Annotated in this window: 19 protein-coding genes; 15 read left to right on the forward strand and 4 right to left on the reverse strand. The window is 72.2% G+C overall.

What is annotated here, in order from left to right:
• The first annotated feature begins 53 nt into the window (after positions 1-53).
• The 6 genes from dxr (at position 54) to ACZ7L6_RS39685 (ending at position 7502) form a co-directional block, all read left to right on the forward strand.
• Entirely contained in the window at positions 54-1310 is a 1257-nt protein-coding gene (gene dxr, locus ACZ7L6_RS39660; RefSeq protein ID WP_471932736.1) for a 1-deoxy-D-xylulose-5-phosphate reductoisomerase, read from the forward strand.
• Between the two features lie 8 nt (positions 1311-1318).
• A complete protein-coding gene (locus ACZ7L6_RS39665) occupies positions 1319-2611 on the forward strand; it encodes a M50 family metallopeptidase (RefSeq protein WP_471932884.1) in 1293 nt (430 codons plus the stop codon).
• 203 nt (positions 2612-2814) lie between these two features.
• Positions 2815-3972 carry a flavodoxin-dependent (E)-4-hydroxy-3-methylbut-2-enyl-diphosphate synthase gene (ispG, locus tag ACZ7L6_RS39670; protein ID WP_031484964.1) on the forward strand — a complete coding sequence of 386 codons (1158 nt, stop codon included), beginning with the start codon at positions 2815-2817 and terminating at the stop codon, positions 3970-3972.
• A 202-nt stretch (positions 3973-4174) separates the two neighbouring features.
• Positions 4175-5023, forward strand: coding sequence for a GNAT family N-acetyltransferase (locus ACZ7L6_RS39675; protein ID WP_471932738.1), 849 nt, complete (start codon positions 4175-4177; stop codon positions 5021-5023).
• Positions 5024-5140: 117 nt separating this feature from the next.
• Positions 5141-5707: a GNAT family N-acetyltransferase gene (locus ACZ7L6_RS39680; protein WP_471932740.1), complete on the forward strand. Its 567-nt coding sequence runs from the start codon at positions 5141-5143 to the stop codon at positions 5705-5707.
• A 91-nt stretch (positions 5708-5798) separates the two neighbouring features.
• Entirely contained in the window at positions 5799-7502 is a 1704-nt protein-coding gene (locus ACZ7L6_RS39685) for a proline--tRNA ligase (protein WP_471932742.1), read from the forward strand.
• Positions 7503-7663: 161 nt separating this feature from the next.
• Here the strand turns inward: ACZ7L6_RS39685 and ACZ7L6_RS39690 are convergent, their stop codons facing one another.
• From ACZ7L6_RS39690 to ACZ7L6_RS39700, 3 genes are read right to left on the reverse strand one after another with little or no spacing between them, the layout of a single operon-like run.
• On the reverse strand, positions 7664-8563 hold the full coding sequence (locus tag ACZ7L6_RS39690) for an aminoglycoside phosphotransferase family protein (RefSeq protein ID WP_471932744.1): 900 nt from the start codon (positions 8561-8563) through the stop codon (positions 7664-7666).
• A gap of 50 nt (positions 8564-8613) precedes the next feature.
• Positions 8614-9090, reverse strand: a complete 477-nt coding sequence (locus ACZ7L6_RS39695; RefSeq protein WP_471932746.1) for a ferritin-like domain-containing protein — start codon at positions 9088-9090, stop codon at positions 8614-8616.
• Positions 9087-9653: a hypothetical protein gene (locus ACZ7L6_RS39700; protein WP_471932748.1), complete on the reverse strand. Its 567-nt coding sequence runs from the start codon at positions 9651-9653 to the stop codon at positions 9087-9089. Before ACZ7L6_RS39700 ends, ACZ7L6_RS39695 begins: the two co-directional genes overlap by 4 nt.
• Positions 9654-9885: 232 nt before the next feature.
• Between ACZ7L6_RS39700 and rimP the strand changes: the two genes are divergently transcribed.
• From rimP to ACZ7L6_RS39745, 9 genes are all read left to right on the forward strand, one after another.
• On the forward strand, positions 9886-10392 hold the full coding sequence (gene rimP, locus ACZ7L6_RS39705; RefSeq protein WP_471932750.1) for a ribosome maturation factor RimP: 507 nt from the start codon (positions 9886-9888) through the stop codon (positions 10390-10392).
• 2 nt (positions 10393-10394) lie between these two features.
• Positions 10395-11381 (forward strand): transcription termination factor NusA, encoded by a 987-nt coding sequence (gene nusA / locus ACZ7L6_RS39710; protein ID WP_471932752.1) that lies wholly within the window; start codon positions 10395-10397, stop codon positions 11379-11381.
• 102 nt (positions 11382-11483) lie between these two features.
• On the forward strand, positions 11484-11780 hold the full coding sequence (locus ACZ7L6_RS39715) for a YlxR family protein (protein WP_398822999.1): 297 nt from the start codon (positions 11484-11486) through the stop codon (positions 11778-11780).
• A 146-nt stretch (positions 11781-11926) separates the two neighbouring features.
• Positions 11927-15034 (forward strand): translation initiation factor IF-2, encoded by a 3108-nt coding sequence (gene infB, locus ACZ7L6_RS39720; RefSeq protein ID WP_471932754.1) that lies wholly within the window; start codon positions 11927-11929, stop codon positions 15032-15034.
• 284 nt (positions 15035-15318) lie between these two features.
• Positions 15319-15612 (forward strand): DUF503 domain-containing protein, encoded by a 294-nt coding sequence (locus ACZ7L6_RS39725; RefSeq protein ID WP_398822993.1) that lies wholly within the window; start codon positions 15319-15321, stop codon positions 15610-15612.
• Between the two features lie 38 nt (positions 15613-15650).
• Positions 15651-16106, forward strand: a complete 456-nt coding sequence (rbfA, locus tag ACZ7L6_RS39730; protein ID WP_471932756.1) for a 30S ribosome-binding factor RbfA — start codon at positions 15651-15653, stop codon at positions 16104-16106.
• A complete protein-coding gene (gene truB / locus ACZ7L6_RS39735; protein ID WP_471932758.1) occupies positions 16103-17008 on the forward strand; it encodes a tRNA pseudouridine(55) synthase TruB in 906 nt (301 codons plus the stop codon). The genes rbfA and truB overlap by 4 nt, the downstream gene beginning before the upstream one ends.
• A gap of 279 nt (positions 17009-17287) precedes the next feature.
• Positions 17288-21142 carry a trypsin-like peptidase domain-containing protein gene (locus ACZ7L6_RS39740; RefSeq protein ID WP_471932760.1) on the forward strand — a complete coding sequence of 1285 codons (3855 nt, stop codon included), beginning with the start codon at positions 17288-17290 and terminating at the stop codon, positions 21140-21142.
• Between the two features lie 146 nt (positions 21143-21288).
• Positions 21289-22236 (forward strand): bifunctional riboflavin kinase/FAD synthetase, encoded by a 948-nt coding sequence (locus ACZ7L6_RS39745; RefSeq protein ID WP_471932762.1) that lies wholly within the window; start codon positions 21289-21291, stop codon positions 22234-22236.
• A gap of 77 nt (positions 22237-22313) precedes the next feature.
• Here the strand turns inward: ACZ7L6_RS39745 and ACZ7L6_RS39750 are convergent, their stop codons facing one another.
• On the reverse strand, positions 22314-25478 hold the full coding sequence (locus tag ACZ7L6_RS39750; RefSeq protein ID WP_471932764.1) for an SCO5717 family growth-regulating ATPase: 3165 nt from the start codon (positions 25476-25478) through the stop codon (positions 22314-22316).
• Positions 25479-25605: the final 127 nt, after the last annotated feature.

Below are 25605 nucleotides of genomic sequence, written 5' to 3' on the forward strand. Positions count from 1 at the left end.
GACGAAGGGGACACCCTGTCCTCCCCGCCAGCCGTTCCGGCCACAATGGGGGGATGAGCGACAGTCCAGCCCCTCTCGCCGACCCGCATCTCGTCTACGACCCCGTGGCGGGCGACGGCCCCAAGGACGTGGTGATCCTCGGCTCCACCGGCTCGATCGGCACCCAGGCCATCGACCTCGTGCTGCGCAACCCCGACCGGTTCCGGGTCACCGCCCTCTCCGCCAACGGCGGCCGGGTCGCCCTCCTCGCCGAGCAGGCGTACCGGCTGAAGGCGCGGACCGTCGCGGTCGCCCGCGAGGACGTCGTCCCGGCGCTGCGCGAAGCCCTCCAGGCCCAGTACGGCACGGGCGAGCCGCTCCCCGAGATCCTCGCCGGCCCGGACGCGGCCACCCAGGTCGCCGCCTCCGACTGCCACACCGTCCTCAACGGCATCACCGGCTCCATCGGCCTGGCCCCCACCCTCGCCGCCCTGGAGGCGGGCCGCACCCTCGCGCTCGCCAACAAGGAGTCACTGATCGTCGGCGGCCCGCTGGTCAAGGCGCTCGCCAAGCCCGGGCAGATCATCCCGGTCGACTCCGAGCACGCCGCCCTGTTCCAGGCGCTGGCCTCCGGCAACCGTGCCGACGTACGCAAACTCGTCGTCACCGCCTCCGGCGGCCCCTTCCGCGGCCGTACCAAGGAGGAACTGGCGAACGTCACCGTCGAGGACGCCCTCGCCCACCCCACCTGGGCGATGGGCCCGGTCATCACGATCAACTCCGCGACCCTCGTCAACAAGGGTCTGGAGGTCATCGAGGCGCACCTGCTCTACGACATTTCCTTCGACCGCATTGAGGTGGTCGTGCATCCCCAGTCGTATGTTCACTCGATGGTTGAGTTCACGGACGGATCCACGATCGCCCAGGCGACGCCCCCCGACATGCGCGGGCCCATCGCCATCGGCCTCGGCTGGCCGGAGCGCGTCCCCGACGCCGCGCCCACGTTCGACTGGAGCAAGGCGTCGACGTGGGAGTTCTTCCCGCTCGACAACGACGCGTTCCCGTCGGTGAACCTGGCACGCCATGTGGGTGAGCTCGCGGGCACGGCGCCCGCGGTGTTCAATGCGGCCAACGAGGAGTGCGTGGAGGCCTTCCGGGCCGGCGCGCTGCCGTTCAACGGGATCATGGAGACCGTGACGCGGGTGGTGGAGGAGCACGGAACCCCGGACGCGGGAACTTCCCTCACCGTCGCGGACGTCCTCGAAGCGGAGACCTGGGCCCGCAGGCGGGCACAGGAACTGGCGGCACACACGGCGGAGGCCCGTGCATGACGACCCTGATGTTCATCCTCGGCATAGTGCTGTTCGCGGTCGGGCTGCTGTTCTCGATCGCGTGGCACGAGCTGGGCCACCTGTCCACGGCCAAGCTGTTCGGCATCCGCGTGCCGCAGTACATGGTGGGCTTCGGGCCGACCATCTGGTCGCGGAAGAAGGGCGAGACCGAGTACGGCATCAAGGCGATCCCGTTCGGCGGCTACATCCGCATGATCGGCATGTTCCCGCCGGGACCGGACGGCCGCCTGGAGGCACGCTCCACATCTCCCTGGCGCGGCATGATCGAGGACGCCCGCTCGGCCGCCTTCGAGGAACTCAAGCCCGGCGACGACACCCGCCTCTTCTACACCCGCAAGCCCTGGAAGCGGGTCATCGTGATGTTCGCGGGCCCGTTCATGAACCTGGTGCTCGCGTTCGGCCTGTTCCTCACCGTGCTGATGGGCTTCGGCATCCAGCAGCAGACCACCACCGTCAGCTCGGTCTCCCAGTGCGTCATCGCACAGACCGAGAACCGCGAGGACTGCAAGGCGTCCGACCCCGAGTCCCCGGCCGCCGCCGCGGGCATGAAGGCCGGCGACAAGATCGTCTCCTTCGCCGGGGTCCGGACCGACGACTGGAACACCCTCTCCGACCTGATCCGCGACAGCGCCGGCAAGGAGGTGCCGATCGTCGTCGACCGCAAGGGCGAGCAGGTGACCCTGGAGGCGAAGATCGCCACCAACCGGGTCCTGAAGAAGGACGCGAGCGGGGCGTACGTCGAGGGCGAGTACGTCAAGGCCGGTTTCCTCGGCTTCAGCTCGGCCACCGGCGTCGTCAAACAGGACTTCGGCGACTCGGTGTCCTGGATGACCGACCGGGTCGGCGACGCCGTCGACTCCCTGGTGGCGCTGCCCTCCAAGATCCCCGCCCTGTGGGACGCGGCCTTCGGCGACGGCCCGCGCGAACCGGACTCCCCGATGGGCATCGTCGGGGCCGCGAGGGTCAGCGGCGAGATCGCCACGTTGGACATCCCGGCGTCCCAGCAGCTGGCCACGTTCGTCTTCCTGTTGGCGGGCTTCAACCTCTCCCTGTTCCTGTTCAACATGCTCCCCCTGCTGCCGCTCGACGGCGGCCACATCGCGGGCGCCCTGTGGGAGTCGCTGCGCCGCAACACGGCGAAGGTGCTGCGCCGCCCGGACCCCGGCCCGTTCGACGTGGCGAAGCTGATGCCGGTGGCGTACGTGGTCGCCGGGATCTTCGTCTGCTTCACGCTGCTCGTGCTGGTGGCGGACGTGGTCAACCCGGTCAGAATCTCCTAGTCATACGGCGTTCGAGGCGGCCTGGGACCCTCTGTCCCGGGCCGCCTTCCATTGAGTGGGTTTACGGACCGATGGGGGTCCCCCCGCCGAGTGGGTTCGAGGTGGGGGAGTGCTGGGGTCCGCGCCCGTGCCGTAATCTCGAAGCCTGGAGCCCGCTGCTGACGGGACCGGACCTTGATCCACGACTTGGGGTTGCACAGCAGATGACTGCGATTTCTCTCGGCATGCCGTCCGTTCCGACCAAGCTCGCCGAGCGCCGGAAGAGCCGGCAGATCCAGGTCGGATCCGTGGCGGTCGGCGGGGACGCGCCGGTCTCGGTCCAGTCGATGACGACCACGCGTACGTCGGACATCGGCGCCACCCTCCAGCAGATCGCCGAGCTCACGGCCTCCGGCTGCCAGATCGTGCGCGTGGCCTGCCCGACGCAGGACGACGCCGACGCCCTCGCGACGATCGCCCGCAAGTCCCAGATCCCGGTGATCGCGGACATCCACTTCCAGCCGAAGTACGTCTTCGCGGCGATCGAGGCCGGCTGCGCCGCGGTCCGTGTGAACCCCGGCAACATCAAGCAGTTCGACGACAAGGTCAAGGAGATCGCGCGGGCCGCCAAGGACCACGGCACCCCGATCCGCATCGGCGTCAACGCGGGCTCGCTGGACAGGCGTCTGCTGCAGAAGTACGGCAAGGCGACCCCGGAGGCCCTCGTCGAGTCGGCTCTCTGGGAAGCCTCCCTCTTCGAGGAGCACGACTTCCGCGACATCAAGATCTCGGTCAAGCACAACGACCCGGTCGTCATGATCGAGGCGTACCGCCAGCTCGCCGCCCAGTGCGACTACCCCCTCCACCTCGGTGTGACGGAGGCGGGCCCGGCGTTCCAGGGCACGATCAAGTCGGCGGTGGCGTTCGGCGCGCTGCTCTCGCAGGGCATCGGCGACACGATCCGGGTCTCCCTCTCGGCCCCGCCGGTCGAGGAGGTCAAGGTGGGCAACCAGATCCTGGAGTCCCTGAACCTCAAGCAGCGCGGCCTGGAGATCGTCTCCTGCCCGTCCTGCGGCCGCGCCCAGGTCGACGTCTACAAGCTGGCCGAAGAGGTCACGGCAGGCCTGACCGGCATGGAGGTCCCGCTGCGGGTGGCCGTCATGGGCTGTGTGGTCAATGGCCCCGGCGAGGCCCGCGAGGCCGACCTCGGCGTCGCCTCCGGCAACGGCAAGGGCCAGATCTTCGTCAAGGGCGAGGTCATCAAGACCGTCCCCGAGTCCAAGATCGTCGAGACCCTCATCGAGGAGGCCATGAAGCTGGCCGAACAGATGGAGGCGGACGGCGTGGCGAGCGGGGAGCCGTCGGTCTCTGTGGCGGGCTGACTGCAGCGCCCCAAAGGGGCGCGGGGAACTGCGCGACCAGCCCCACACAACCCGCACTCGCGCAGACGCACGACCCCCCCGAGCTCTTGGGCGAACCACAGCCCACGGCACCTCAAAGCAGGCGGCACCAAGGCAGGGCGGCACGGCTCAGCTTCCGCAGGTACAGTGCGGAGACCAGCAGCTCCCCGGAGGCCCCCCGAACGTGTTGACCCAGACCACCTCACGGGTGCTCGAACCGAGCGACCTGGACGCCGCGCTCGCCGTCCTCGACCGCGAGCCGGTCGTGAACGCCTTCGTGACGTCCCGCGTCCAGGTCGCCGGCCTCGACCCCTGGCGCCTCGGCGGTGAGATGTGGGGCTGGTACGAGGACGGCATGCTGACGTCCCTGTGCTACGCGGGCGCCAACCTCGTCCCGATCTGCGCGACCCCGCGAGCGGTACGGGCGTTCGCCGACCGAGCCCGGCGCGCGGGCCGCCGCTGCTCCTCCATCGTCGGCCCCGCCGAATCCACCGCCCAGCTCTGGCGCCTGCTGGAACCCGGCTGGGGTCCGGCCCGCGAGGTCCGCGCCCACCAGCCCCTCATGGTCACCGACCGCATGCCGGCCGACATCACCCCGGATCCGTACGTCCGCCGCATCCGCAAGGACGAGATGGAGACGATCATGCCGGCCTGCGTGGCGATGTTCACCGAGGAGGTCGGCGTATCGCCGCTGGCCGGCGACGGAGGCCTCCTCTACCAGGCGAGAGTCGCCGAACTCGTGGGCTCCGGCCGCTCCTTCGCCCGCCTCGACCAGAACGGCAAGGTCGTCTTCAAGGCGGAGATCGGCGCCGCGACGGACCGCGCCTGCCAGATCCAGGGCGTGTGGGTGGCCCCCGAGTACCGGGGCCAGGGCCTGGCGGCCCCCGGAATGGCGGCGGTCCTGCGCTACGCTCTGGCGGACGTGGCCCCGGTCGTCAGCCTGTACGTCAACGACTTCAACACGGCGGCGCGAAGGACGTACACGAGGGTGGGCTTCCAAGAGGTGGGCGCCTTCATGAGCATCCTGTTCTGATCGCGTTCGCTTCTGAAGGGACGGCGGCCAACACCCTTGGGGGCGCGGGGAACTGTGCGACAAGCCCCCACGACCCGCAGCCGAACTACAACCCGCAGTCCCCTGTACGCTCCCCACATGCGCCTTCCCGGTCACGGACACCGCCGCCAACCAGACGACATCGTGATCGGCCCCCTGGACCTCTCGTCCCACGTCGACGAAGCGCTCGCAGTCCAAGCCGTAGCCTTCGGCCTCGGCCCCGACGAAGTAGCCGTACGCCGCCAGATCGTCCTGCGCCACATGACCTACCCAGGCGCAAGGGCCCTCGGCGCAACCGCCGGAGGCAACCTCGTAGGTTTCGTCTACGGCATGCCCAACGACCGCACCCACTGGTGGTCCACCGTCGTGGAGCCCTACCTCCGGGCCCAGGGCCACGACGACTGGCTCGACAACTCCTTCGTCATCACGGAACTCCACGTCCACCCCCGCTACCAGAACCGCGGCGTCGGCCGCTCCCTGATCACCACGATCACGGACGGCGCCATCGAACCCCGCTCGATCCTCTCCGCGATCGACGTCGAAAGCCCGGCCCGCGGCCTCTACCGCTCCCTCGGCTACCAGGACCTCGCCCGCCAGGTCCTGTTCCCGAGCGCCCCCAAGCCGTACGCCGTCATGGGCGCCCCCCTCCCGCTGCGCCGCCGGTAGGCGTGGGCGCCGCCGCCAATCGATTTCCACCGCCCCGTCCCACCCGGCTAACCTCCTGCCATAACCCAAACCCGGCAGGAGTACGAGAACCATGGCGAACGCACCGGTCCAGCGCATGTCCCAGTTGATGGCGAAGACGCTGCGCGACGACCCGGCGGACGCCGAGGTCCTCAGCCACAAGCTCCTCGTCCGCGCCGGCTATGTCCGTCGCACGGCGGCCGGCATCTGGTCGTGGCTGCCCCTCGGCAAGCGGGTCCTCGCCAACGTGGAGCGCATCGTCCGCGAGGAGATGGACGCCATCGGCGCCCAGGAGGTGCTGCTTCCCGCCCTGCTGCCGCGTGAGCCGTACGACGCCACGGGCCGCTGGGACGAGTACGGCCAGGAGTTGTTCCGCCTGAAGGACCGCAAGGGCGGCGACTACCTGCTCGGCCCGACCCACGAGGAGATCTTCACCCTGCTGGTGAAGGACCAGGCGTCCTCCTACAAGGACATGCCGGTCATCCTCTACCAGATCCAGCACAAGTACCGCGACGAGGCCCGCCCGCGGGCCGGCATCCTGCGCGGCCGTGAGTTCCTGATGAAGGACTCCTACTCCTTCGACCTGGACGACGACGGCCTGGCCAAGTCCTACGCCCTGCACCGCCAGGCCTACCAGCGCGTCTTCGAGCGCCTCGGCCTCGACTACCGCATCTGCGCGGCGACCGCCGGCGCGATGGGCGGCTCCAAGTCGGAGGAGTTCCTCGCCCCGGCCGAAGCCGGCGAGGACACCTTCGCGGACTGCCCGAACTGCGACTTCGCGGCGAACACCGAGGCGATCACCTACGAGCTCAAGCCGGTCGACGCCACCGGCGCCGCCGCGCTCGAGGAGATCCCGACCCCGGACACCCCCACCATCGAGACCCTCGCCGCCCACCTCGGCGTCCCGGCCTCGGCCACCCTCAAGAACCTCCTCGTCAAGGTCGACGGCGAGATCGTCGCCGTCGGTGTCCCCGGCGACCGTGAGGTCGACATGGACAAGGTCGAGGCCCACTTCGCCCCGGCCGTCGTCGAGATGGTCACCGAGGCGGACTTCGCCGAGCGCCGGGACCTGGTCCGCGGCTACGTCGGCCCGCAGGGCCTCGGCGAGAAGGTCAAGTACCTCGCCGACCCGCGCGTGGCCCCCGGCACCGCGTGGATCACGGGCGCCAACAAGGACGGCATGCACGCGAAGAACGTCGTCGCAGGCCGTGACTTCGAGGTCGACGAGTACGTCGACGTCGTGGTCGTCCAGGACGGCGACCCCTGCCCGAAGTGCGGCACCGGCCTCAAGCTGGACCGCGCCATCGAAATCGGCCACATCTTCCAGCTGGGCCGCAAGTACGCCGACGCCCTCAAGCTCGACGTCCTTGGCCAGAACGGCAAGCCGGTCCGCGTCACCATGGGCTCCTACGGCATCGGCGTCTCCCGCGCGGTCGCGGCCCTCGCCGAGCAGACCGCCGACGACAAGGGCCTGTGCTGGCCCGTCGAGGTCGCCCCGGCCGACGTCCACGTGGTCGCCGCCGGCAAGGCCCTGCAGACCGAACTCGCCCTCGACGTCTCCGAGAAGCTGGCCGCGGCCGGCCTGCGCGTCCTGTGCGACGACCGCGCGGGCGTCTCGCCGGGCGTGAAGTTCACCGACTCGGAGCTGATCGGCGTACCGCAGATCCTGGTGGCCGGGCGGCGCGCGGCCGAGGGCGTCGTCGAACTCAAGGACCGCAAGACGGGCGAGCGCGAGGAACTGACGGTCGACGAGGCGATCGCACGCCTGACGGCGTGAACCGGGCGCCGGGCAGCGTCAGACTGCCCGGCGCTCGCTTTCAAACCGAGGGCCGGGTGATGCCCCAGGGGCGCGGGGAACTGCGCGACCAGCCACATATGACCCGCAGCCGCCGACCAGCCGAAGCACCCCACCGAGTAGGCGCACTCTCACCGCACGCCCTAAAGCCACCCGGCGAACTCCAGCAACAGCTCCGCATCCTTCGGCCGCCCCACCCGAAGCGCCCGCACCCCGGACTCCACCGCCCGGAACAGCGTCCAGCCCCGCAACCGCTCCTGATCGACGTCCAGCGACTCCGCGAGCCGCTTCACCCGCCGCCGGGTCGTCGCCGCCCCCGACGGCTGGGCGATCAGGTCCTCGACCCGGTCCCGCACCAGCCGGGCGAGGTCGAACGCGCACTCGCCGACCACCGGGTCCGGCCCCACCGCCAACCACGGCATCCGCTCCCCGGCCAGCACCTTGCTCTGCCGGAACGTCCCGTGCAGCAGCCGGTGCTCGGGCGGCGCGGCCAACAGCTCCTCGCGTGCCGCGAGCGCGGCGTCGACCAGCGGCGCCACCTCGGCATGCGCCGACGCGGTCGCCCGCATCGCCTCCGCCTGCCGCCCCGTCCGCTCGGCCACCGTCTCGAAGACATGCCCGGCCGGCTGCTCCACCCACAGCCGCCGCAACGTCCCCGCAGCCTCCAACAGCGCCTTCGCCTCCGGCAGCGACCGCACCGACAGATCCGGATGCAGCCGCTCCAACAGCAGCACACCCTCGGTCACGAAGGGCTCCAGAAGCTGTACGGCGCCCAGTCCGCCCCAGTGGGCGAGTGCCGCCCGCTCGCTCTCGGGACGGGCCCGGGGCGGGGCCAGCTTCAGCACGGCGGGGGTCCCGTCAGGGCGCCGGACCAGGACGACCAGGCTGCTGCGCCCGCCGGGCACCTGCACCCGCTCAACGGTCAACTCGCGTAGCGCGACGGCCTGGCGGGCCGCCTCCGGCAGCTTCTCCAACCAGTCGTCACCGTCCGGTGCCGTCTCACCGAGCGCCCTGACCAGACGCTGCGGCGGTTCGAAAGCCATGCGCGAGTCGTTCCCTTCCCGTACTGCCGTACGTGCTCCTCGGGCCCACGTCACGCGGTGGGCGCCGCCGATGCCGACGCGGTGCCCGCCCGCTCGGCGAGCCCAGGGAAGGCTACGCTCTCGCCCCGCCAGCGCACCGCCCGCACCGCCGCCTCCCGCAGCGCCTCGGCGGCCGTACGGCGCAGCTCACCCTCGGCTGCCCGCACCAGGTCGGAGTACACCCCGGCCACCCGGTCCTCCAGCTCGGCGGCGAGCCGCACGGCCGCGCCCGAGTCCGGTACCGGGAACGGCAGCGCGTACGCGGCGCTCGCGGCGACCGGTTCGGCGCCCAGGTCGCGCACCTCGCGCGCCAGCGCGTCCCGCCGCGCCCGGTGTGCGTCATAGGCCGCGCGTGCCTCCGTGCGCCGCCCCTCGCGGATCCGGCCGCCGACGACGCCGTACCCGTACACGGCCGCGTGCTCGGCCGCGAGCGCCGCCTGGAGAGCCGTCAGCCGCTGCGTCTTCCTGCTCTCGCCCGCCTCGTTCACTTGGCCCCCTCCGTCAGCAGAAACGCGTGCGCCGCCCCGGCCGCCGCCACGGAGGCCAGCAGTCGTGCCAGTTCACCGGGTACGTCCAGGAGCGCCTTCGCCCTCCGGTCCGCGAGCTCACGCTCGGCCGCGGCGAGCTCGGCCAGGGCGTCCTTCTCGTTCGTGGGCGCGGTGGCCGACGGGGAGGCCGAAGGCGAGGCCGCCGTCCCGGCCTCCGGCGCCTTGGACGTCGAGGAAGAGCCGCTGGAAGGTCCGGAGGTTCCCCGGCCGAACGCCCCCGCATGCCGCAGGGCCTCCGCCCGCAAGGGCCCCAGCAGTGCCACCAGCCCCGGATGGGCGGCGAGCACCGCGTCGTACCGCTCCACCAGCCCCTCGCTGTCCCGGGCAGCACGCGCGCGTGCCCGCTCGGTGAGCGACGGGCTGCCGCTCGTGGTGCCCGCAGAGTCCCGGGAGTTCCCGGTCCCGGAGGAGCAGCCCACCAGCAGGGCGGCCCCAGCGGCCGAGGCGAGCAGGGTTCTTCTGCGCGGCCCCGAGGGGGAGCGCGGCGGCGAGGGGTACGGCACGGCAGACGTCCTCGGGGAACTCGTACGAAAGCAGTCACGAACGCAGTTACGAAAGCAGCTGCCGAAGCAGCGGGCCGCAGGCCCGTGATCACGGTACCCGCGTCACCGGACGGCACCACTCAGCGGCACCGTTCGCAGGCAGGTGGACGGCAACACTCCCTGCGACCGGATACCCTTTGACCAGACACGCGACCCATCCCACAACAGCACACGCGGCCGAGGAGTCACCCGGATGAGCACCACCCAGAGCGAGAGGCTGCGAGAACTGCTCGAACCGCTCGTCACCTCCCAGGGCCTGGATCTCGAAGAGATCGCGGTGGACTCGGTCGGACGCAAGAGAGTGCTGCGCGTCGTCGTGGACTCCGACACCGGGGCGGACCTGGACCAGATCGCCGATGTGAGCCGTGCGCTCTCGGCGAAGCTCGACGAGACGGACGCGATGGGCGAGGGCGAGTACACCCTCGAGGTCGGCACCCCGGGCGCTGAGCGCCTCCTCTCGGAGCACCGGCACTACGTGCGCGCCGTAGACCGGCTGGTGAAGTTCCAACTGGCCGAGGGCGGCGAGCTGGTGGCCCGCATCCTGAAGGTCGACGACGACGGCCTCGACCTCGAAGTGCCCGGAGTGAAGGGCCGCAAGGCCACGAGCCGCAGACTCGGCTTCCCCGACATCGCCAAGGCGCGCGTGCAGGTCGAGTTCAGCCGCAAGGACAGCAAGAACGAGAAGGAAGAGGAGGCGTAGCCGTGGACATCGACATGAGTGCCCTGCGGGGCTTGGTACGGGAGAAGGAGATCTCCTTCGACCTGCTGGTCGAAGCGATCGAGTCGGCCCTCCTCATCGCCTACCACCGCACCGAGGGAAGCCGCCGCCACGCGCGCGTGGAGCTCAACCGGGAGACCGGGCATGTGACCGTGTGGGCGAAGGAGGATCCCGAGGACCTCGAGGAGGGGCAGGAGCCCCGCGAGTTCGACGACACCCCGTCCGGCTTCGGCCGTATCGCCGCCACCACCGCCAAGCAGGTCATCCTGCAGCGGCTGCGCGACGCCGAGGACGACGCGACGCTCGGCGAGTACGCGGGGCGCGAGGGCGACATCGTCACCGGCGTGGTCCAGCAGGGACGCGACCCGAAGAACGTGCTCGTGGACATCGGCAAGCTGGAGGCCATCCTGCCGGTGCAGGAGCAGGTCCCGGGCGAGACGTATCCGCACGGGATGCGGCTGCGGTCGTACGTCGTCCGAGTGGCTAAGGGCGTCCGAGGCCCGTCCGTCACCCTCTCGCGCACGCACCCGAACCTGGTGAAGAAGCTCTTCGCCCTGGAGGTGCCGGAGATCGCCGACGGGTCCGTCGAGATCGCCGCCATCGCACGTGAGGCCGGTCACCGTACGAAGATCGCCGTCCGGTCCACCCGCAGCGGCCTGAACGCCAAGGGCGCCTGCATCGGCCCCATGGGCGGCCGTGTGCGCAACGTCATGGGCGAGCTGAACGGCGAGAAGATCGACATCGTCGACTGGTCGGACGACCCGGCCGAGATGGTGGCGAACGCCCTCTCGCCGGCCCGGGTCTCCAAGGTGGAGGTCGTGGACATGGCGGCCCGCTCCGCGCGGGTGACCGTGCCCGACTACCAGCTGTCCCTGGCCATCGGCAAGGAAGGGCAGAACGCCCGCCTCGCGGCCCGGCTCACCGGCTGGCGGATCGACATCCGTCCGGACACCGAGCAGTCCGGGGAATAGATCCAAGCCGCAGGTCGCTTAGATCACGTCAGGTTATCGCCCGGCAACTGTTCGAATCCTGCCCCAAAGGGGTGAGGAGCGTACGGGGAGGTAGACTTAACGGTGTCTGGCCGGACACGCGTCCGCGCATGCCCTGAACGCACCTGTGTGGGGTGCCGGGAGCGAGCGGCCAAGGCTGATCTGCTGCGGATCGTGGCGATCGAGGACGAGTGCGTCCCTGATCATCGCGGTACGCTGCCCGGCCGGGGTGCGTACGTACACCCCGCACTGGTCTGTCTCGACCAGGCGGTACGCCGCCGGGCGTTCACGCGGGCGTTGCGCGCCCCGGGAGCGCTCGACACAAAGGCGTTGCGCCGGTACGTCGAGCAGACAACAGTTGCTGAGCAGGCAACACCGTAAGAAGCGTCGTACGGAACCCCGTGCGGCCCTGGTACCTCGCGAGTCGAAAGCAGGTCGAGATTGCGATGAGCACTCGATGAGTACGCGATGAGTACGCCCATGAAGTAGCGACGGTCCGGCCGCAACCCGGACCTAAAAGGAGCGAAGTGGCTAAGGTCCGGGTATACGAACTCGCCAAGGAGTTCGGGGTTGAGAGCAAGGTCGTCATGGCCAAGCTCCAAGAACTCGGTGAATTCGTCCGTTCGGCGTCTTCGACCATCGAAGCGCCCGTTGTCCGCAAGCTGACGGACGCCCTCCAGCAGGGCAACGGAGGCGGCAAGCCCGCCCCCGCCCGCAAGGCTGCCCCGGCGAAGCCGGCAGCCCCCTCTCCGGCGCAGGCTGCCCGTCCGGCCGCCCCGCGCCCGCCGGCCCCCAAGCCGGCCGCCGAGAAGCCCGCGGCTCCCGCCGCGCCGGCCGCTCCCGGCCCCCGTCCCACTCCGGGCCCGAAGCCCGCGCCGCGGCCTGCCCCGGCGTCCCCGGCTCCGACCACGCCCGAGTTCACGGCACCCCCGTCGGCTCCCGCCGCACCGGCTGCCTCCCAGGGCTCCGGCCCGCGTCCGGGCGCCCCGCGTCCGGCCGGCCAGGCCCCGCGTCCCGGCGCGCCGCGTCCGGGTGGTCCCGGTCAGGGCGGCCAGGGCCGTGGTGACCGCGGCGACCGTCCCGGCGCTCCGCGTCCGGGTGGCGGCGCCCCGCGTCCCGGCGCCCGTCCGGCCGGTCCCCGTCCGGGCAACAACCCCTTCACCTCTGGTGGCTCCACCGGCATGGCGCGCCCGCAGGCGCCCCGTCCGGGCGGTGCCCCGCGTCCCGGCGGCCCGGGTGGCCCCGGCGCTCCCGGCGGCGCTCCGCGTCCGCAGGGTCAGGGCGGTCCCCGTCCCCAGGGCGCGGCGGGCGGTCCCCGTCCGCAGGCTCCGGGCGGCGCGCGTCCGACCCCGGGCGGCATGCCCCGTCCGCAGGGCGGCGGCCCGCGTCCCGGCGGCGGCCCCGCCGGTCCGCGTCCTAACCCCGGCATGATGCCGCAGCGTCCCGCTGCGGGCCCGCGTCCCGGCGGCGGTGGCCCCGGTGGCCGTGGTCCCGGTGGCGGCGGTCGTCCCGGTGGCGGCGGCGGTCGTCCGGGCGGCGGCTTCGCCGGTCGTCCCGGTGGCGGCGGCGGTGGCGGCTTCGCCGGCCGTCCCGGCGGTCCCGGTGGCGGTGGCGGCGGTTTCGCCGGCCGTCCGGGTGGTCCCGGTGGTGGCGGCGGTGGCCGTCCCGGCTTCGGCGGTCGTCCCGGTGGTCCGGGTGGCCGTGGTGGCACGCAGGGCGCCTTCGGTCGTCCCGGCGGTCCCGCGCGTCGTGGCCGCAAGTCGAAGCGGCAGAGGCGCCAGGAGTACGAGGCCATGCAGGCCCCGTCGGTCGGCGGCGTGATGCTGCCTCGCGGCAACGGCGAGTCCATTCGTCTGTCGCGCGGTGCGTCGCTCACCGACTTCGCGGAGAAGATCAACGCCAACCCGGCGTCGCTCGTCGCGGTCATGATGAACCTCGGCGAGATGGTCACCGCGACCCAGTCCGTCTCCGACGAGACGCTCCAGCTCCTCGCCGACGAGATGAACTACACGGTTCAGATCGTCAGCCCGGAGGAGGAGGACCGCGAGCTGCTCGAGTCCTTCGACATCGAGTTCGGCGAGGACGAGGGCGACGAGGAGGACCTGGTGGTCCGCCCGCCGGTCGTCACCGTCATGGGTCACGTCGACCACGGTAAGACCCGACTGCTCGACGCCATCCGCAAGACGAACGTCATCGCGGGCGAGGCCGGCGGCATCACCCAGCACATCGGTGCCTACCAGGTCGCGACCGAGGTCAACGACGAAGAGCGCAAGATCACCTTCATCGACACCCCGGGTCACGAGGCGTTCACCGCCATGCGTGCCCGTGGTGCGAAGTCGACCGACATCGCGATCCTGGTCGTCGCGGCCAACGACGGCGTCATGCCGCAGACGGTCGAGGCGCTCAACCACGCCAAGGCGGCCGAGGTCCCGATCGTCGTCGCGGTCAACAAGATCGACGTCGAGGGCGCCGACCCGACCAAGGTGCGCGGTCAGCTCACCGAGTACGGGCTGGTGGCCGAGGAGTACGGCGGCGACACCATGTTCGTCGACATCTCCGCCAAGCAGGGTCTGCACATCGACTCGCTGCTGGAGGCCGTGATCCTGACGGCCGACGCCTCGCTCGACCTGCGGGCCAACCCGAACCAGGACGCGCAGGGCATCTCGATCGAGTCCCGCCTCGACCGCGGCCGCGGTGCCGTGTCGACGGTCCTCGTCCAGCGAGGCACCCTGCGGGTCGGCGACACCATGGTGGTCGGCGACGCGTACGGCCGAGTCCGGGCGATGCACGACGACAACGGCAACCTCGTCACCGAGGCCGGCCCGTCGACGCCGGTGCAGGTCCTGGGCCTCACCAACGTCCCGGGTGCGGGCGACAACTTCCTCGTGGTCGAGGAGGACCGTACGGCCCGCCAGATCGCGGAGAAGCGTGCCGCTCGCGAGCGCAACGCGGCCTTCGCGAAGCGCACGCGCCGCGTGTCGCTGGAGGACCTGGACAAGGTGCTGAAGGCCGGCGAGGTCCAGCAGCTGAACCTGATCATCAAGGGTGACGCTTCTGGTTCCGTCGAGGCGCTCGAGTCCTCGCTGCTCCAGCTGGACGTCGGCGAAGAGGTCGACATCCGCGTCCTGCACCGCGGCGTCGGTGCGGTCACGGAGTCCGACATCGACCTGGCCATGGGCTCCGACGCCATCGTCATCGGCTTCAACGTCCGGGCAGCCGGCCGTGCGCAGCAGATGGCGGAGCGCGAGGGCGTGGACGTCCGGTACTACTCGGTCATCTACCAGGCGATCGAGGAGATCGAGGCGGCCCTCAAGGGCATGCTCAAGCCGGAGTACGAGGAGGTCGAGCTCGGTACGGCGGAGATCCGCGAGGTCTTCAAGTCGTCCAAGCTGGGCAACATCGCGGGTGTTCTCATCCGCTCCGGCGAGGTCAAGCGCAACACCAAGGCGCGCCTCATCCGCGACGGCAAGGTGGTCGCGGAGAACCTCAACATCGAGGGTCTGCGTCGCTTCAAGGACGACGTCACCGAGATCCGCGAAGGGTTCGAGGGCGGTATCAACCTCGGCAACTTCAACGACATCAAGGTCGACGACGTCATCGCGACGTACGAGATGCGTGAGAAGCCGCGGGCGTAAAGCCGACGGTTTGTGCGCTGGCCGGCGGGACATCGGTTCCGTCGGCCAGCGCGCCGTTGCTGGGGGCTTGCAGCCCCCAGACCCTGCTTCGGCCCTGAACGGGCCTCGTCCTCAAACGCCGGACGGACTGAGATTGCCTGACCGGCGCGTGAGATGCGCCCAGGTCTACGGAGCGTAATATCCGTCGATCCGCCCGGCCCCTTCGATGTACGGTTTCTGATGTCCCTGGCCACACGACCGGCAGGGCCATCGATCCCGTACCGGCGGGTGAACCGGCTACACACATGTACGTGGGGACTCTGTCCTTCGACCTCCTCCTCGGCGACGTACGGTCGCTGAAGGAGAAGCGCTCCGTCGTCCGCCCGATCGTCGCCGAACTCCAGCGGAAGTACGCGGTGAGCGCGGCCGAGGTCGATCACATGAACCTCCATCGCAGGGCCCTTATCGGCCTCGCGATGGTCTCCGGCGACGCGGGGCACCTCAGCGACGTACTCGACCGGTGCGAACGGCTGGTCGCCGGCCGCCCCGAGGTGGAACTGCTGTCCGTGAGACGCCGCTTCCACGGCGACGACGACTGACCACAGAACGAAGAGAAGAAAGAACGGGAGACGGACCAGTGGCCGACAACGCGCGGGCTAAAAGGCTGGCGGACCTCATCCGAGAGGTGGTGGCCCAGAAGCTGCAGCGCGGGATCAAGGACCCGCGGCTCGGCTCGCACGTCACCATCACGGACGCCCGGGTCACGGGTGACCTGCGGGAGGCGACCGTCTTCTACACGGTGTACGGGGACGACGAGGAGCGGGCAGCCGCCGCGGCCGGACTGGAGAGCGCCAAGGGCGTGCTCCGCTCGGCCGTCGGGGCGGCCGCGGGCGTGAAGTTCACGCCGACCCTCACCTTCGTCGCCGACGCCCTGCCGGACACCGCCCGCACCATCGAGGACCTCCTCGACAAGGCGCGCCAGTCCGACGAGAAGGTGCGCGAGGTGTCCGCGGGCGCGAAGTACGCCGGTGAGGCGGACCCGTACCGCAAGCCGGGCTCCGAGGACGAGACGGACGGCGACACCGCGGAATGACGCAGAAGCACACCACGCCCGACGGCCTTGTCATCGTCGACAAGCCGTCGGGCTTCACTTCGCACGACGTGGTCGCCAAGATGCGCGGCATCGCGCGCACCCGCCGCGTCGGGCACGCCGGCACCCTCGACCCCATGGCGACGGGCGTCCTCGTCCTCGGCGTCGAGAAGGCGACGAAGCTCCTCGGTCATCTGGCCCTGACCGAGAAGGAGTACCTGGGCACCATCCGCCTCGGCCAGACCACCATCACCGACGACGCCGAGGGCGAGATCACGGGGGCGGCCGACGCCTCGAAGGTCACCCGCGACGCCATCGACGCCGGGATCGCCAAGCTGACCGGCGACATCATGCAGGTGCCGTCCAAGGTCAGCGCCATCAAGATCGACGGCGTGCGCTCCTACAAGCGGGCGCGGGACGGCGAGGACTTCGACATTCCCGCCCGGCCGGTCACCGTCTCGTCCTTCTCGGTGTACGACGTCCGGGACGCCGTCGCCGACGACGGCACCGCCGTTCTCGACCTGGTCGTGTCGGTGGTCTGCTCCTCGGGCACGTACATCCGTGCCCTGGCCCGTGACCTCGGTGCCGACCTGGGCGTCGGCGGTCACCTCACGGCGCTGCGCCGCACCCGCGTCGGCCCGTACAAGCTGGACTCCGCGAAGACGCTGGACCAGCTGCAGCAGGAACTGACGGTGATGCCGATCGCCGAGGCCGCCGCGGCCGCGTTCCCACGCTGGGACGTGGACGCCCGCCGTGCCCGCCTGCTGACGAACGGCGTCCGCCTCGACATGCCCGACGAGTACGCCGGTGCCGGTCCCGTCGCCGTCTTCGACCCCGAGGGCCGTTTCCTCGCGCTCGTGGAGCAGCACAAGGGCAAGGCGAAGAGCCTGGCCGTCTTCGGCTGAGGCTGTCTGGCCCCTGCCGGGTGCCTGCCCGTGGAGCGGCGGTCACGGGGTTGTCCTCTGCCCGCCGCTCCACGGTCCCCCCTCGGTTCCCCCACCTCTAGGGTGTATCCAGCGACCCCCGTCTGTTCACCCGTCCGTGCGGGCGCTCGGAGTGAACCGAGGGAGCGGAAGGGGGCGCGTTCGCCGGGCGATCTGTCCCGCTGATCACTTGGTGCCTACTGTCGAAAAAACAGGGCGCGAGTGTATGGGCGTACGGGCGCATGGCGGGGAGGTTCGACGATGGCGGGACGGGGCCCGCGGGACGCCCCCTGGGGTGTTCGGGATCTGGGGGACTCATCCGGTCCGGGGGAGACGCCGGACGGGACGGGCCGGTCCGAGAAGGACGGCTGCGCACGGCACCCCCACTGCTCCCGGTCCCACGACGACGACCGGGCTCGCCACGCACGCGGGCCGAGGCATGCCGGCGAACACTCGGACGGTGACGCGCCGGCCGGCCGTGTCCGCGGCGACGCTCTGGTCCGCATCCACGACCTGGCCGGGCGGCCCCGCGGCCTCGGCTTCGTGGCCGACCACCGCGGCACCATCGTCACCAGCCACGAGGTGGTCGACGGGCTGTCCCGACTGGTCCTGCACGCCGCCGAGGGCGACCGGAGCTGTGTGGTTCCCGCGAGTGCCGTGACCCCGTTGCCGGAGCTGGACCTGGCCCTCGTACGCACGGAAGGCCTGGGCGTGGAGCCGCTGCCGGTGACCGTGCGGGAACGGATCGAGACCGGCGCCTACGTCCGGATCGCCGCCGGCGGATGGCGGGAGGCGCGGGTGCTGGGCGCGGCGTCCGTGACGTACACGGCGACCGGCGGCTTCCACCTCCTCGAGGGCGCCCTGGAGCTGGCGATCGGCACGGCGGGCCGGGACGCGCTGCGGCTGGGCGGAGGGGCGGCCGGGGGACCCGTGCTCGACGCCGGGACCGGGGCGGTGGTGGGCGTCCTCGGCACGGCCCTGAGGTCCGGCGACCGTGACGCCGGGTTCGCCGTGCCGCTGCTGAACTGCGTCCCGCCCGACGGTGCGCTGGCCGAGCTGCTCGCGGAGAACGCGGCGACCGTGCCCGCGTACGGAGCCGACCTGAACCTGGCGGGCGTACTGGAGCTGACGGCCACGTCGATCGGGCAGGACGGTCCGCCGGGGGCACTGGCGGGCTGCGTGGGCCGCGTGGAGGCCGGGGGAGCGGGGGCGGTGGCCCCGGTCGAAAGGTCCTCGGTAGCAAGGGAGTTCGACGCCTTCGCCGAGAGCGGGGCCGCGGTCCTGGGCCTGGTCGGGCCTCCCGGCAGCGGCCGTACGACCGAACTCGCGGCTCTGGCCGTCCGCCGCCACCGCGGCCCGGAACCCGCCCCCACGCTGTGGCTGCGCGGCGCCGACCTGAAGGACGACGACACCTCCGTGGCCGACGCCGCGCGCCGGGCCCTCACCCGAGCGGCCCGCATCGTGGCGGCGTCGACCTCCGCCGACCCCACCACCCTGGGCGACACGACCCCCGAACGCCTGGCCCACCTCTCCCACACCACCGGCCGCCCCCTCCTGCTCCTCCTCGACGGCCCCGAGGAAATGCCCCCACTCCTGTCCCACCGCCTCGCGGCCTGGACGGACGGCACGACGCGGTGGCTGCGGGAGACGGGGACTCGGTTGGTGGTGGCGTGCAGGGCGGAGTACTGGGAGGGGGCGGGGGCGGAGTTTCCGGAGGAGCTGCTGTACAGGGGTGGGGAGCTCGAGGACGGGGAGGCTGCACCTCTCGACGCCGGCATGTCAGCCCGTCCGGCGTTTGAGGACGAGACCCCTTCAGGGCGCGCGTACTCCCGGCGCCTCCCACCCTGCGTGCCGCTCGGCGACCTCTCCCCCGACGAGGCCCACCAGGCCCGCACCCGCTACGGCATCCCGGAAGACGCTCTCACCACCCCCGACGCCCGCCACCCCCTCACCCTCCGCCTCCTCTCCGAGGTCCGCGCCGCCCTCCCCGACACCCCCCACCCCCCACTCGACCGCTACGACGTCCTCTCCGCCCACCTCGACCTCATGTGCCTCCGCATCGCCGTCCGCCTCGCCGCCGAGAACGGCCTGCGCGGCACAGCCGTACGCCGCCTCGCCGCCAAGGTGTCCGGCCAGGTCCACGAGGCCGCCCGCCGCAGCCTCGGCCCGGGCCAGGGAGAGCTGGACCGTCCGTCCTTCGAGGACGTGTTCCCCTGGGGCCCCGCCCCCGCGAGGCTCGGCGGCGGCACCGGCTGGGCCTCCGCCGTCCTCACCGAAGGCCTCCTCGTCCCCGCCGGCAACGGCTACCGCTTCGCCCACGAGGAACTCGCCGACTGGATCCAGGGCATGCACCTCGACCTGGACGAGGCCCTCCAGGCCCTGGTCCACCGCAGCCGCACCGAACCCGACGCCGCGCACCCCGTACCCGTGCCGCACCACCGCATCGGCCCCGTCGTGCAGGCCCTGCTGCTCCTGGCCCGTCAGCACGGCACGGCCCAACTCGCCCGCCGACTGGATGAGTTGACGCACGCCCTCGACGCCGACCGGCACTCCTGGTGGGCCGCCCGCCTCCTCGCCGAGACCGTGCTGCGCGTCCCGGACGCGACGCCGTACCTGGACGTCCTGCGCCTGCTCGCCGACCGCATCGTGGCCTGGCGGCACCAGGAACGCCCCGCACCTTCGGAGTTCCACCCCGGCTTCTGGACCGCCCTCCGCCTCCCGGACACCGACCGCTTCACCCTCCTCAGCGACCTCGTCCGCGCCGACGGGCCACCGCACGAGACCGACAGCGTCCCGGGCGAGGCCCACCCGACCGCCCCCTGCCGGCGGCGGGGCTGTCCGGCGCGTGGGCACCTGTGGTGCACGGCCTGCTCGCCCTCGCCCGACTCCACCGCACCCCCCTCCCACACGCCTCGCTACCTCGACGCCGTGGCCCACCTCCTCGCCACCACCCCCACCGCCGTACAACCCCACCTCACCCGCTGGTTCGACGACGACCGCCCCCTGCCCGCCACCCCCCACGCAACCGTCGCCCGCGCGGCCCAGGCCCTGCTCTACGCCCACCGCCACCGCGCCCTCGACGACCTCACCGAGACGCTCGTCGACAGCGCGCACCGCAAGGCCGACGAACTCCTCGCCGTACTGGCCGAAGAGGAACCGTCCGCCGTCTGCCGGGCCGTCGACCGCTGGACGCACGACGAGCGGCCCGGGCGGCGCGTCGCGGCCATGGCGTACGCGCTGCGCGCCGCGCCCCACGTCCACACCGAGGCCGACCGCGAGCTCCTCCGCTACGCCGCCCTCGCCCTGCTCGCCCGCCCCGCCGACTGCACCCTGCACAGCGGCGCGGTCGCCCTGCTCGTCCGGGATCCACGCACCCGTGCCCGCCACCTCCCGCAGGCGCTGGCCCTGTTCACCGACGCCGACCCGCACTTCCCGCCCAGCGCCCTGCTCGCCGCCCTGGCCACCCACCCCGAGCCGGTCCTGGACGCCTTCCGCGACCGCCTGAACCGACCCGACCCGGGGCAGGCGCTGCGCACCCTCGCCGACGTCACCACGCCCGGCCTCGCCCTCCGCGTCGCCGCCCTCGTCCGGGAGGCGGTCCAGCGGCGCCCCGAGACCGCCACCGACGTGGCCGCGTACGTCGACCGGCGCCTCGACCAGGGCCCCACCGCACGCGCCGTACTCCTGCCGCTGGTCACCGGCCTGCTGCGGGGCGGCGTGGAACAGGTGCGGGCCGCTCTCGCCGCCGTACTCGCACTGCCCGGCACACCCGAGTCCCGCCCCCTGCGCCGCGAACTCCGCGACGTCCTCCTCGGCCACGAACGCGCCCCCGCCGTCCTGGACGCCTTCCTGCAGGCCACCGTTCAGCGCGGCGGAGACCGGGCGGACGACGACCTCCGCGGCCTCGTCCACCACACCGGTCTGCTGCTCGTCCGCACCCCGGACGGCGCGGCCCGCTTCGACCGTGGCCTGGTCGACCTGGGCCGCCGTGTCCCCGGGTTCGCCGGGCGGGTCGCCGGCTGGCTGACCGAGGCCCCGCAGGAGTGGTCGGCGGTCGTCGGCCCGAGCACCCGCCGGATGATCGAGAACCTGGCCGGCGTACGAGTTCCCGCATGACCGGCGCGTCGTCACGTGCACCCGGTCACAGCCACCATGCCGATGCGGGCCCGAGGCGTCCGGCATGGCACCCTTAGACCTGCGTAAGAGCGTCTGAGGCACAGACGGACACCGGTTCGACGAGTTTGCGACAAGGAGCAGGCACAGTGCAGCGCTGGCGTGGCTTGGAGGACATCCCCCAGGACTGGGGGCGCAGCGTCGTCACCATCGGCTCCTACGACGGTGTGCACCGCGGGCACCAGCTGATCATCCGGCATGCCGTGGACCGCGCCCGCGAGCTGGGCGTCCCCGCCGTCGTCGTCACCTTCGACCCGCACCCCAGCGAGGTCGTCCGCCCCGGCAGCCACCCGCCCCTGCTGGCCCCGCACCACCGCCGCGCCGAGCTGATGGGCGAACAGGGCGTGGACGCGGTGCTGATCCTGCCCTTCACGACCGAGTTCTCGAAGCTGTCGCCGGCCGAGTTCGTGGTGAAGGTCCTGGTCGACAAGCTGCATGCCAAGGCGGTCGTCGAGGGCCCCAACTTCCGCTTCGGCCACCGCGCGGCGGGCAACGTCGAGTTCCTCGCCGAGCAGGGCAAGGTCTACGACTTCGAGGTCGAGGTCGTCGACCTGTACGTGACCGGTGAGGCGGGCGGCGGCGAGCCGTTCTCCTCGACCCTGACCCGGCGCCTGGTCGCCGAGGGCGATGTCCAGGGCGCGGCCGAGATCCTGGGCCGGCCGCACCGGGTGGAGGGTGTCGTCGTACGAGGGGCGCAGCGGGGACGGGAGCTCGGTTTCCCGACCGCCAACGTCGAGACGCTGCCCCACACCGCCATCCCCGCCGACGGCGTCTACGCCGGCTGGCTGCACGCCCAGGGCGAGGCGATGCCGGCCGCGATCTCCGTCGGCACGAACCCGCAGTTCGACGGCACCGAGCGCACGGTGGAGGCGTACGCGATCGACCGGGTGGGGCTGGACCTGTACGGCCTGCACGTCGCCGTCGACTTCCTCGCCTTCGTGCGCGGCCAGGCGAAGTTCGAGTCGCTGGAAGCCCTGCTGGAGCAGATGGCCGAGGACGTGAAGCGCTGCCGGGAGCTCATCGCTGCCGCGGGCTGAACGGCACGACGACAGAGGGCCGGCACCGTGAAGGTGCCGGCCCTCTTCCTTGTTTCCGGTTCTCTTCCAGCCGTCCGCTACTGCTGCGTCCAGCCGGGCGGTACGACGCCCTGCTGCGGCTGGCCCTGGTGCGGGTCCTGGGGCGGCTGCTGCTGCCAGCCCTGCCCCGGTGCGGGCTGCTGCGGGGGCTGCCCCCAGCCCTGTCCCGGCTGCGGGGCGCCACCGGGTTGGGCGTAGGGCTGCTGCGGCTGCTGCTGGGGCGGGTAGCCCTGCTGGGCGTGCTGGTCGTACCCCTGCTGGGGGTGCTGCTGCTGGTACTGCATGTTCGGGTTGCCGAAGCCCTGCTGCGTCCGCGCGATGTCCTCGGCGATGAGCGCGGCGAGATCGAAGTAGGCCTCGCGCGTCTTGGGACGCATCATCTCGAGGTCCACCTCGGCGCCCGCGGCCAGGTGCTCGTCGAACGGGATCACCACGACACCGCGGCAGCGGGTCTCGAAGTGCGCGACGATGTCCTCCACCTTGATCATCTTGCCCGTCTCGCGGACACCGGAGATCACGGTGACCGACCGCTGGACGAGGTCGGCGAAGCCGTTCGCCGACAGCCAGTCCAGCGTCGTCGAGGCGCTGCTCGCACCGTCCACCGACGGCGTGGAGATGATGATCAACTGGTCGGCGAGATCCAGCACTCCGCGCATGGCGCTGTAGAGCAGACCGGTACCCGAGTCCGTGAGGATGATCGGGTACTGCCGGCCCAGCACGTCGAGCGCGCTGCGGTAGTCCTGGTCGTTGAAGGTGGTGGAGACCGCCGGGTCCACGTCGTTGGCGATGATCTCGAGACCCGAGGGCGCCTGCGAGGTGAAGCGGCGGATGTCCATGTAGCTGTTCAGCTGCGGGATCGCCTGCACCAGGTCACGGATCGTCGCGCCCGTCTCACGCCGGACCCGTCGGCCGAGGGTGCCGGCGTCCGGGTTGGCGTCGATCGCGAGGATCTTGTCCTGGCGCTCGGTGGCGAGCGTGGCGCCCAGCGACATGGTCGTCGTGGTCTTGCCGACGCCGCCCTTGAGGCTGATGACCGCGATCCGGTAGCAGGACATCACCGGCGTACGGATCAGCTGCAGCTTCCGCTCCCGCTCCGCCAGCTCCTTCTTGGCGCCGAGCTTGAAGCGCGAGGGGCCCTGGTTGTTCTTGCGGGCCTTCGGCTGGTTGCGCAGGAGGCGGTCGGAGGACAGCTCCACGGCGGCGTTGTAGCCGAGCGGCGTGCCGGGCGCGGCTTGCTGCTGCTGGGGAGCACCGGGGCCGGCCTGCGGGCCGGGCGGGGCGCTCCAGCCCTGGTTGCCCTGGGCGCCCTGGTTGCCGTAGGCGGCGGGCGGGACAGCGGGGTTGTGCTGGGGGTGCTGCTGCGGCACCTGCTGCTGCTCGGGCTGGGCCGGAGGCTGCTGCGCGGGCGCGGGCTGCTGCTGGGCGGGCTGCGGGTAGCCGTAGCCCGCCTGCTGCGGCTGCTGTTGAGGCGGGTAGCCGTAACCGGCCTGCGCCGGGTCGGGCGCCTGTTGCGGATAGCCGTAACCGGCGGGCGGCTGTACGCCCTGCGGCTGCGCGGGATGAGGTGCCTGCTGGGGGTAGCCGTAGCCGGCGGCCTGTGGCTGGGCGGGCGGCTGCGGCTGGGCGGGCTGCTGCGCGGGCTGGGGTGCCTGTCGCGGGTCGACCGGAGCGGGCTGGCCTGCCTGCGCTGCGGGGTGCTGGGGCTGATGCTGCGCCGGGTGGCCGGGCTGCGGGTGGGCCGGGCCGAACGCGCCCTGCGGCGGGGTTGGTTGGCCGGGCTGTCCCTGCTGGCCGGGCTGCGGCTGGGCGGGTGCCTGGTGCGGGTAGCCGTATCCGCCGGCTTGGGCGGCAGCGGCCTGTGCGGCTGCTGCGGCTTGGGGGTCCGGGTGGCCCGCCTGCTGCGGTGCTCCGTGGGCGGGGTCCGCGGGCACGAAGCCCTGGGGCAGCGGAGGAAGCGCCTGGTTGGCCTGGGGCGCCCCGGGGACCTGTCCGGCGGGCTGGGCCTGCGGCTGCTGCGGCGGAGCCGTGGGCTGTGCCTGAGCCGGAGGCTGCGGCTGAGCCGTGGGCGGCTGTGCGGGGGCCGTGGGGGCAGCGGCGGCCGGAGCGGGCTGCGTCTCCGGCTCCGCCTGCTGCTCCGCTTCAGCCGGCGCCGGCGCCGTCGCCGGCTCGGCATCGGGCTGCGCGGGGGAGTCGTCGGACTGGACCGGCGTGGGCTCGTCGCCCTCCGCACCGGTCGCGGACGCGGCGGCGTCACCCGACTCCGCCTCGTCGTTCCGCTGCTCCTCAGGCTCGTCGTCGTCGCCACCGCCGAACAGCCGGGCCGCCTCGGCATCGGCGGCGGCGTGGTTGAGCTCGACCTCAGGCTGCTCCGCCACCGGCTGGGCAGGGGCGGGCTGTTCGGGGGCGGGCGCCGCCGGGACACCGGCTGCCGGGGTTGCGGTCGGGGCGGGGGCGGCCGCTGCCTGGGCGTCCTCGTCGACCGGGCGCAGCACGGGGAAGCCGGGCGCGGCGGCGGGCGGTTGGGCAGGGGCGGGCTGCGCGGGGGCGGCGGGCGCCGGGGCAGGCGTGTGCTGCTGCGCGGGGGCGGTGGGCGGCTGGGCAGGAGTGTGCTGCTGCGCGGGGGCGGCGGGCGGCTGGGCAGGAGTGTGCTGCTGCGGGGCGCCGAAACCGCCGGAGGTGTCCTGGCCCGGCTGGGGCGCGCCGAAGCCACCGGACGTCCCCTGGCCGGGCTGCTGCTGGGGATAGCCGTAGCCACCGGAGGTGTCCTGGCCCGGCTGCTGGGGATAGCCGTAGCCGCCGGGCGCTGCCGCGGGGGCGCCACCCGGCGTGGACTGCTGCTGCGGGAATCCGTAGCCACCCGGGGCCGCGCCCTGCTGGTTCGCGCCGGGCACGCCCTGTGCCGGAGCCTGCGGCGCGGGCTGCGCGGGCGGCTGCGCCGGTGCGGGCGCGTGCGGTGCCGGACCCTGCGCCGCGGGACCGCCCGGCGGTCCGGTGGGCGACCCGATGGGTGGGCCGGTCGGCGGTGGTGGTGACGTCTGCGGGGCGTCCTGCTGTCCGCCGCCCGTGGAGCCACCCTGCGTGCCTTGGGCGTACCAGGCGGGAGGTGTGTAGACGATTTCGAACTCGCCGGTGAGATCCACCTCGTGATCGTCCCCGTCCGAGGTCGGGCTCCCGCCGTTGTACTCGGACCGATCCCTGTTCACTGCTTGCCTCCTGGTCAGCCACTGCTGCTGAGCTGGTCGTCGTCGCGGCCGGGCGGACCGAGTGGCGAGTCCCACGCGACTGCGATCGTCACCGCACCACCAGAAGCCTAATCACTCGCATGGCGGG

It is taken from the genome of Streptomyces sp. NPDC107522, assembly GCF_055657525.1.

Coding starts and splice junctions, on each gene's coding strand:
- dxr (WP_471932736.1), top strand. CDS start 54: ATGAGCGACAGTCCAGCCCCTCTCGCCGACCCGCATCTCGTCTACGAC.
- ACZ7L6_RS39685 (WP_471932742.1), top strand. CDS start 5,799: ATGGCGAACGCACCGGTCCAGCGCATGTCCCAGTTGATGGCGAAGACG.
- rimP (WP_471932750.1), top strand. CDS start 9,886: ATGAGCACCACCCAGAGCGAGAGGCTGCGAGAACTGCTCGAACCGCTC.
- ACZ7L6_RS39665 (WP_471932884.1), top strand. CDS start 1,319: ATGTTCATCCTCGGCATAGTGCTGTTCGCGGTCGGGCTGCTGTTCTCG.
- ACZ7L6_RS39690 (WP_471932744.1), bottom strand. CDS start 8,563: ATGGCTTTCGAACCGCCGCAGCGTCTGGTCAGGGCGCTCGGTGAGACG.
- ACZ7L6_RS39680 (WP_471932740.1), top strand. CDS start 5,141: ATGCGCCTTCCCGGTCACGGACACCGCCGCCAACCAGACGACATCGTG.
- ACZ7L6_RS39725 (WP_398822993.1), top strand. CDS start 15,319: ATGTACGTGGGGACTCTGTCCTTCGACCTCCTCCTCGGCGACGTACGG.
- ACZ7L6_RS39740 (WP_471932760.1), top strand. CDS start 17,288: ATGGCGGGACGGGGCCCGCGGGACGCCCCCTGGGGTGTTCGGGATCTG.
- ispG (WP_031484964.1), top strand. CDS start 2,815: ATGACTGCGATTTCTCTCGGCATGCCGTCCGTTCCGACCAAGCTCGCC.
- truB (WP_471932758.1), top strand. CDS start 16,103: ATGACGCAGAAGCACACCACGCCCGACGGCCTTGTCATCGTCGACAAG.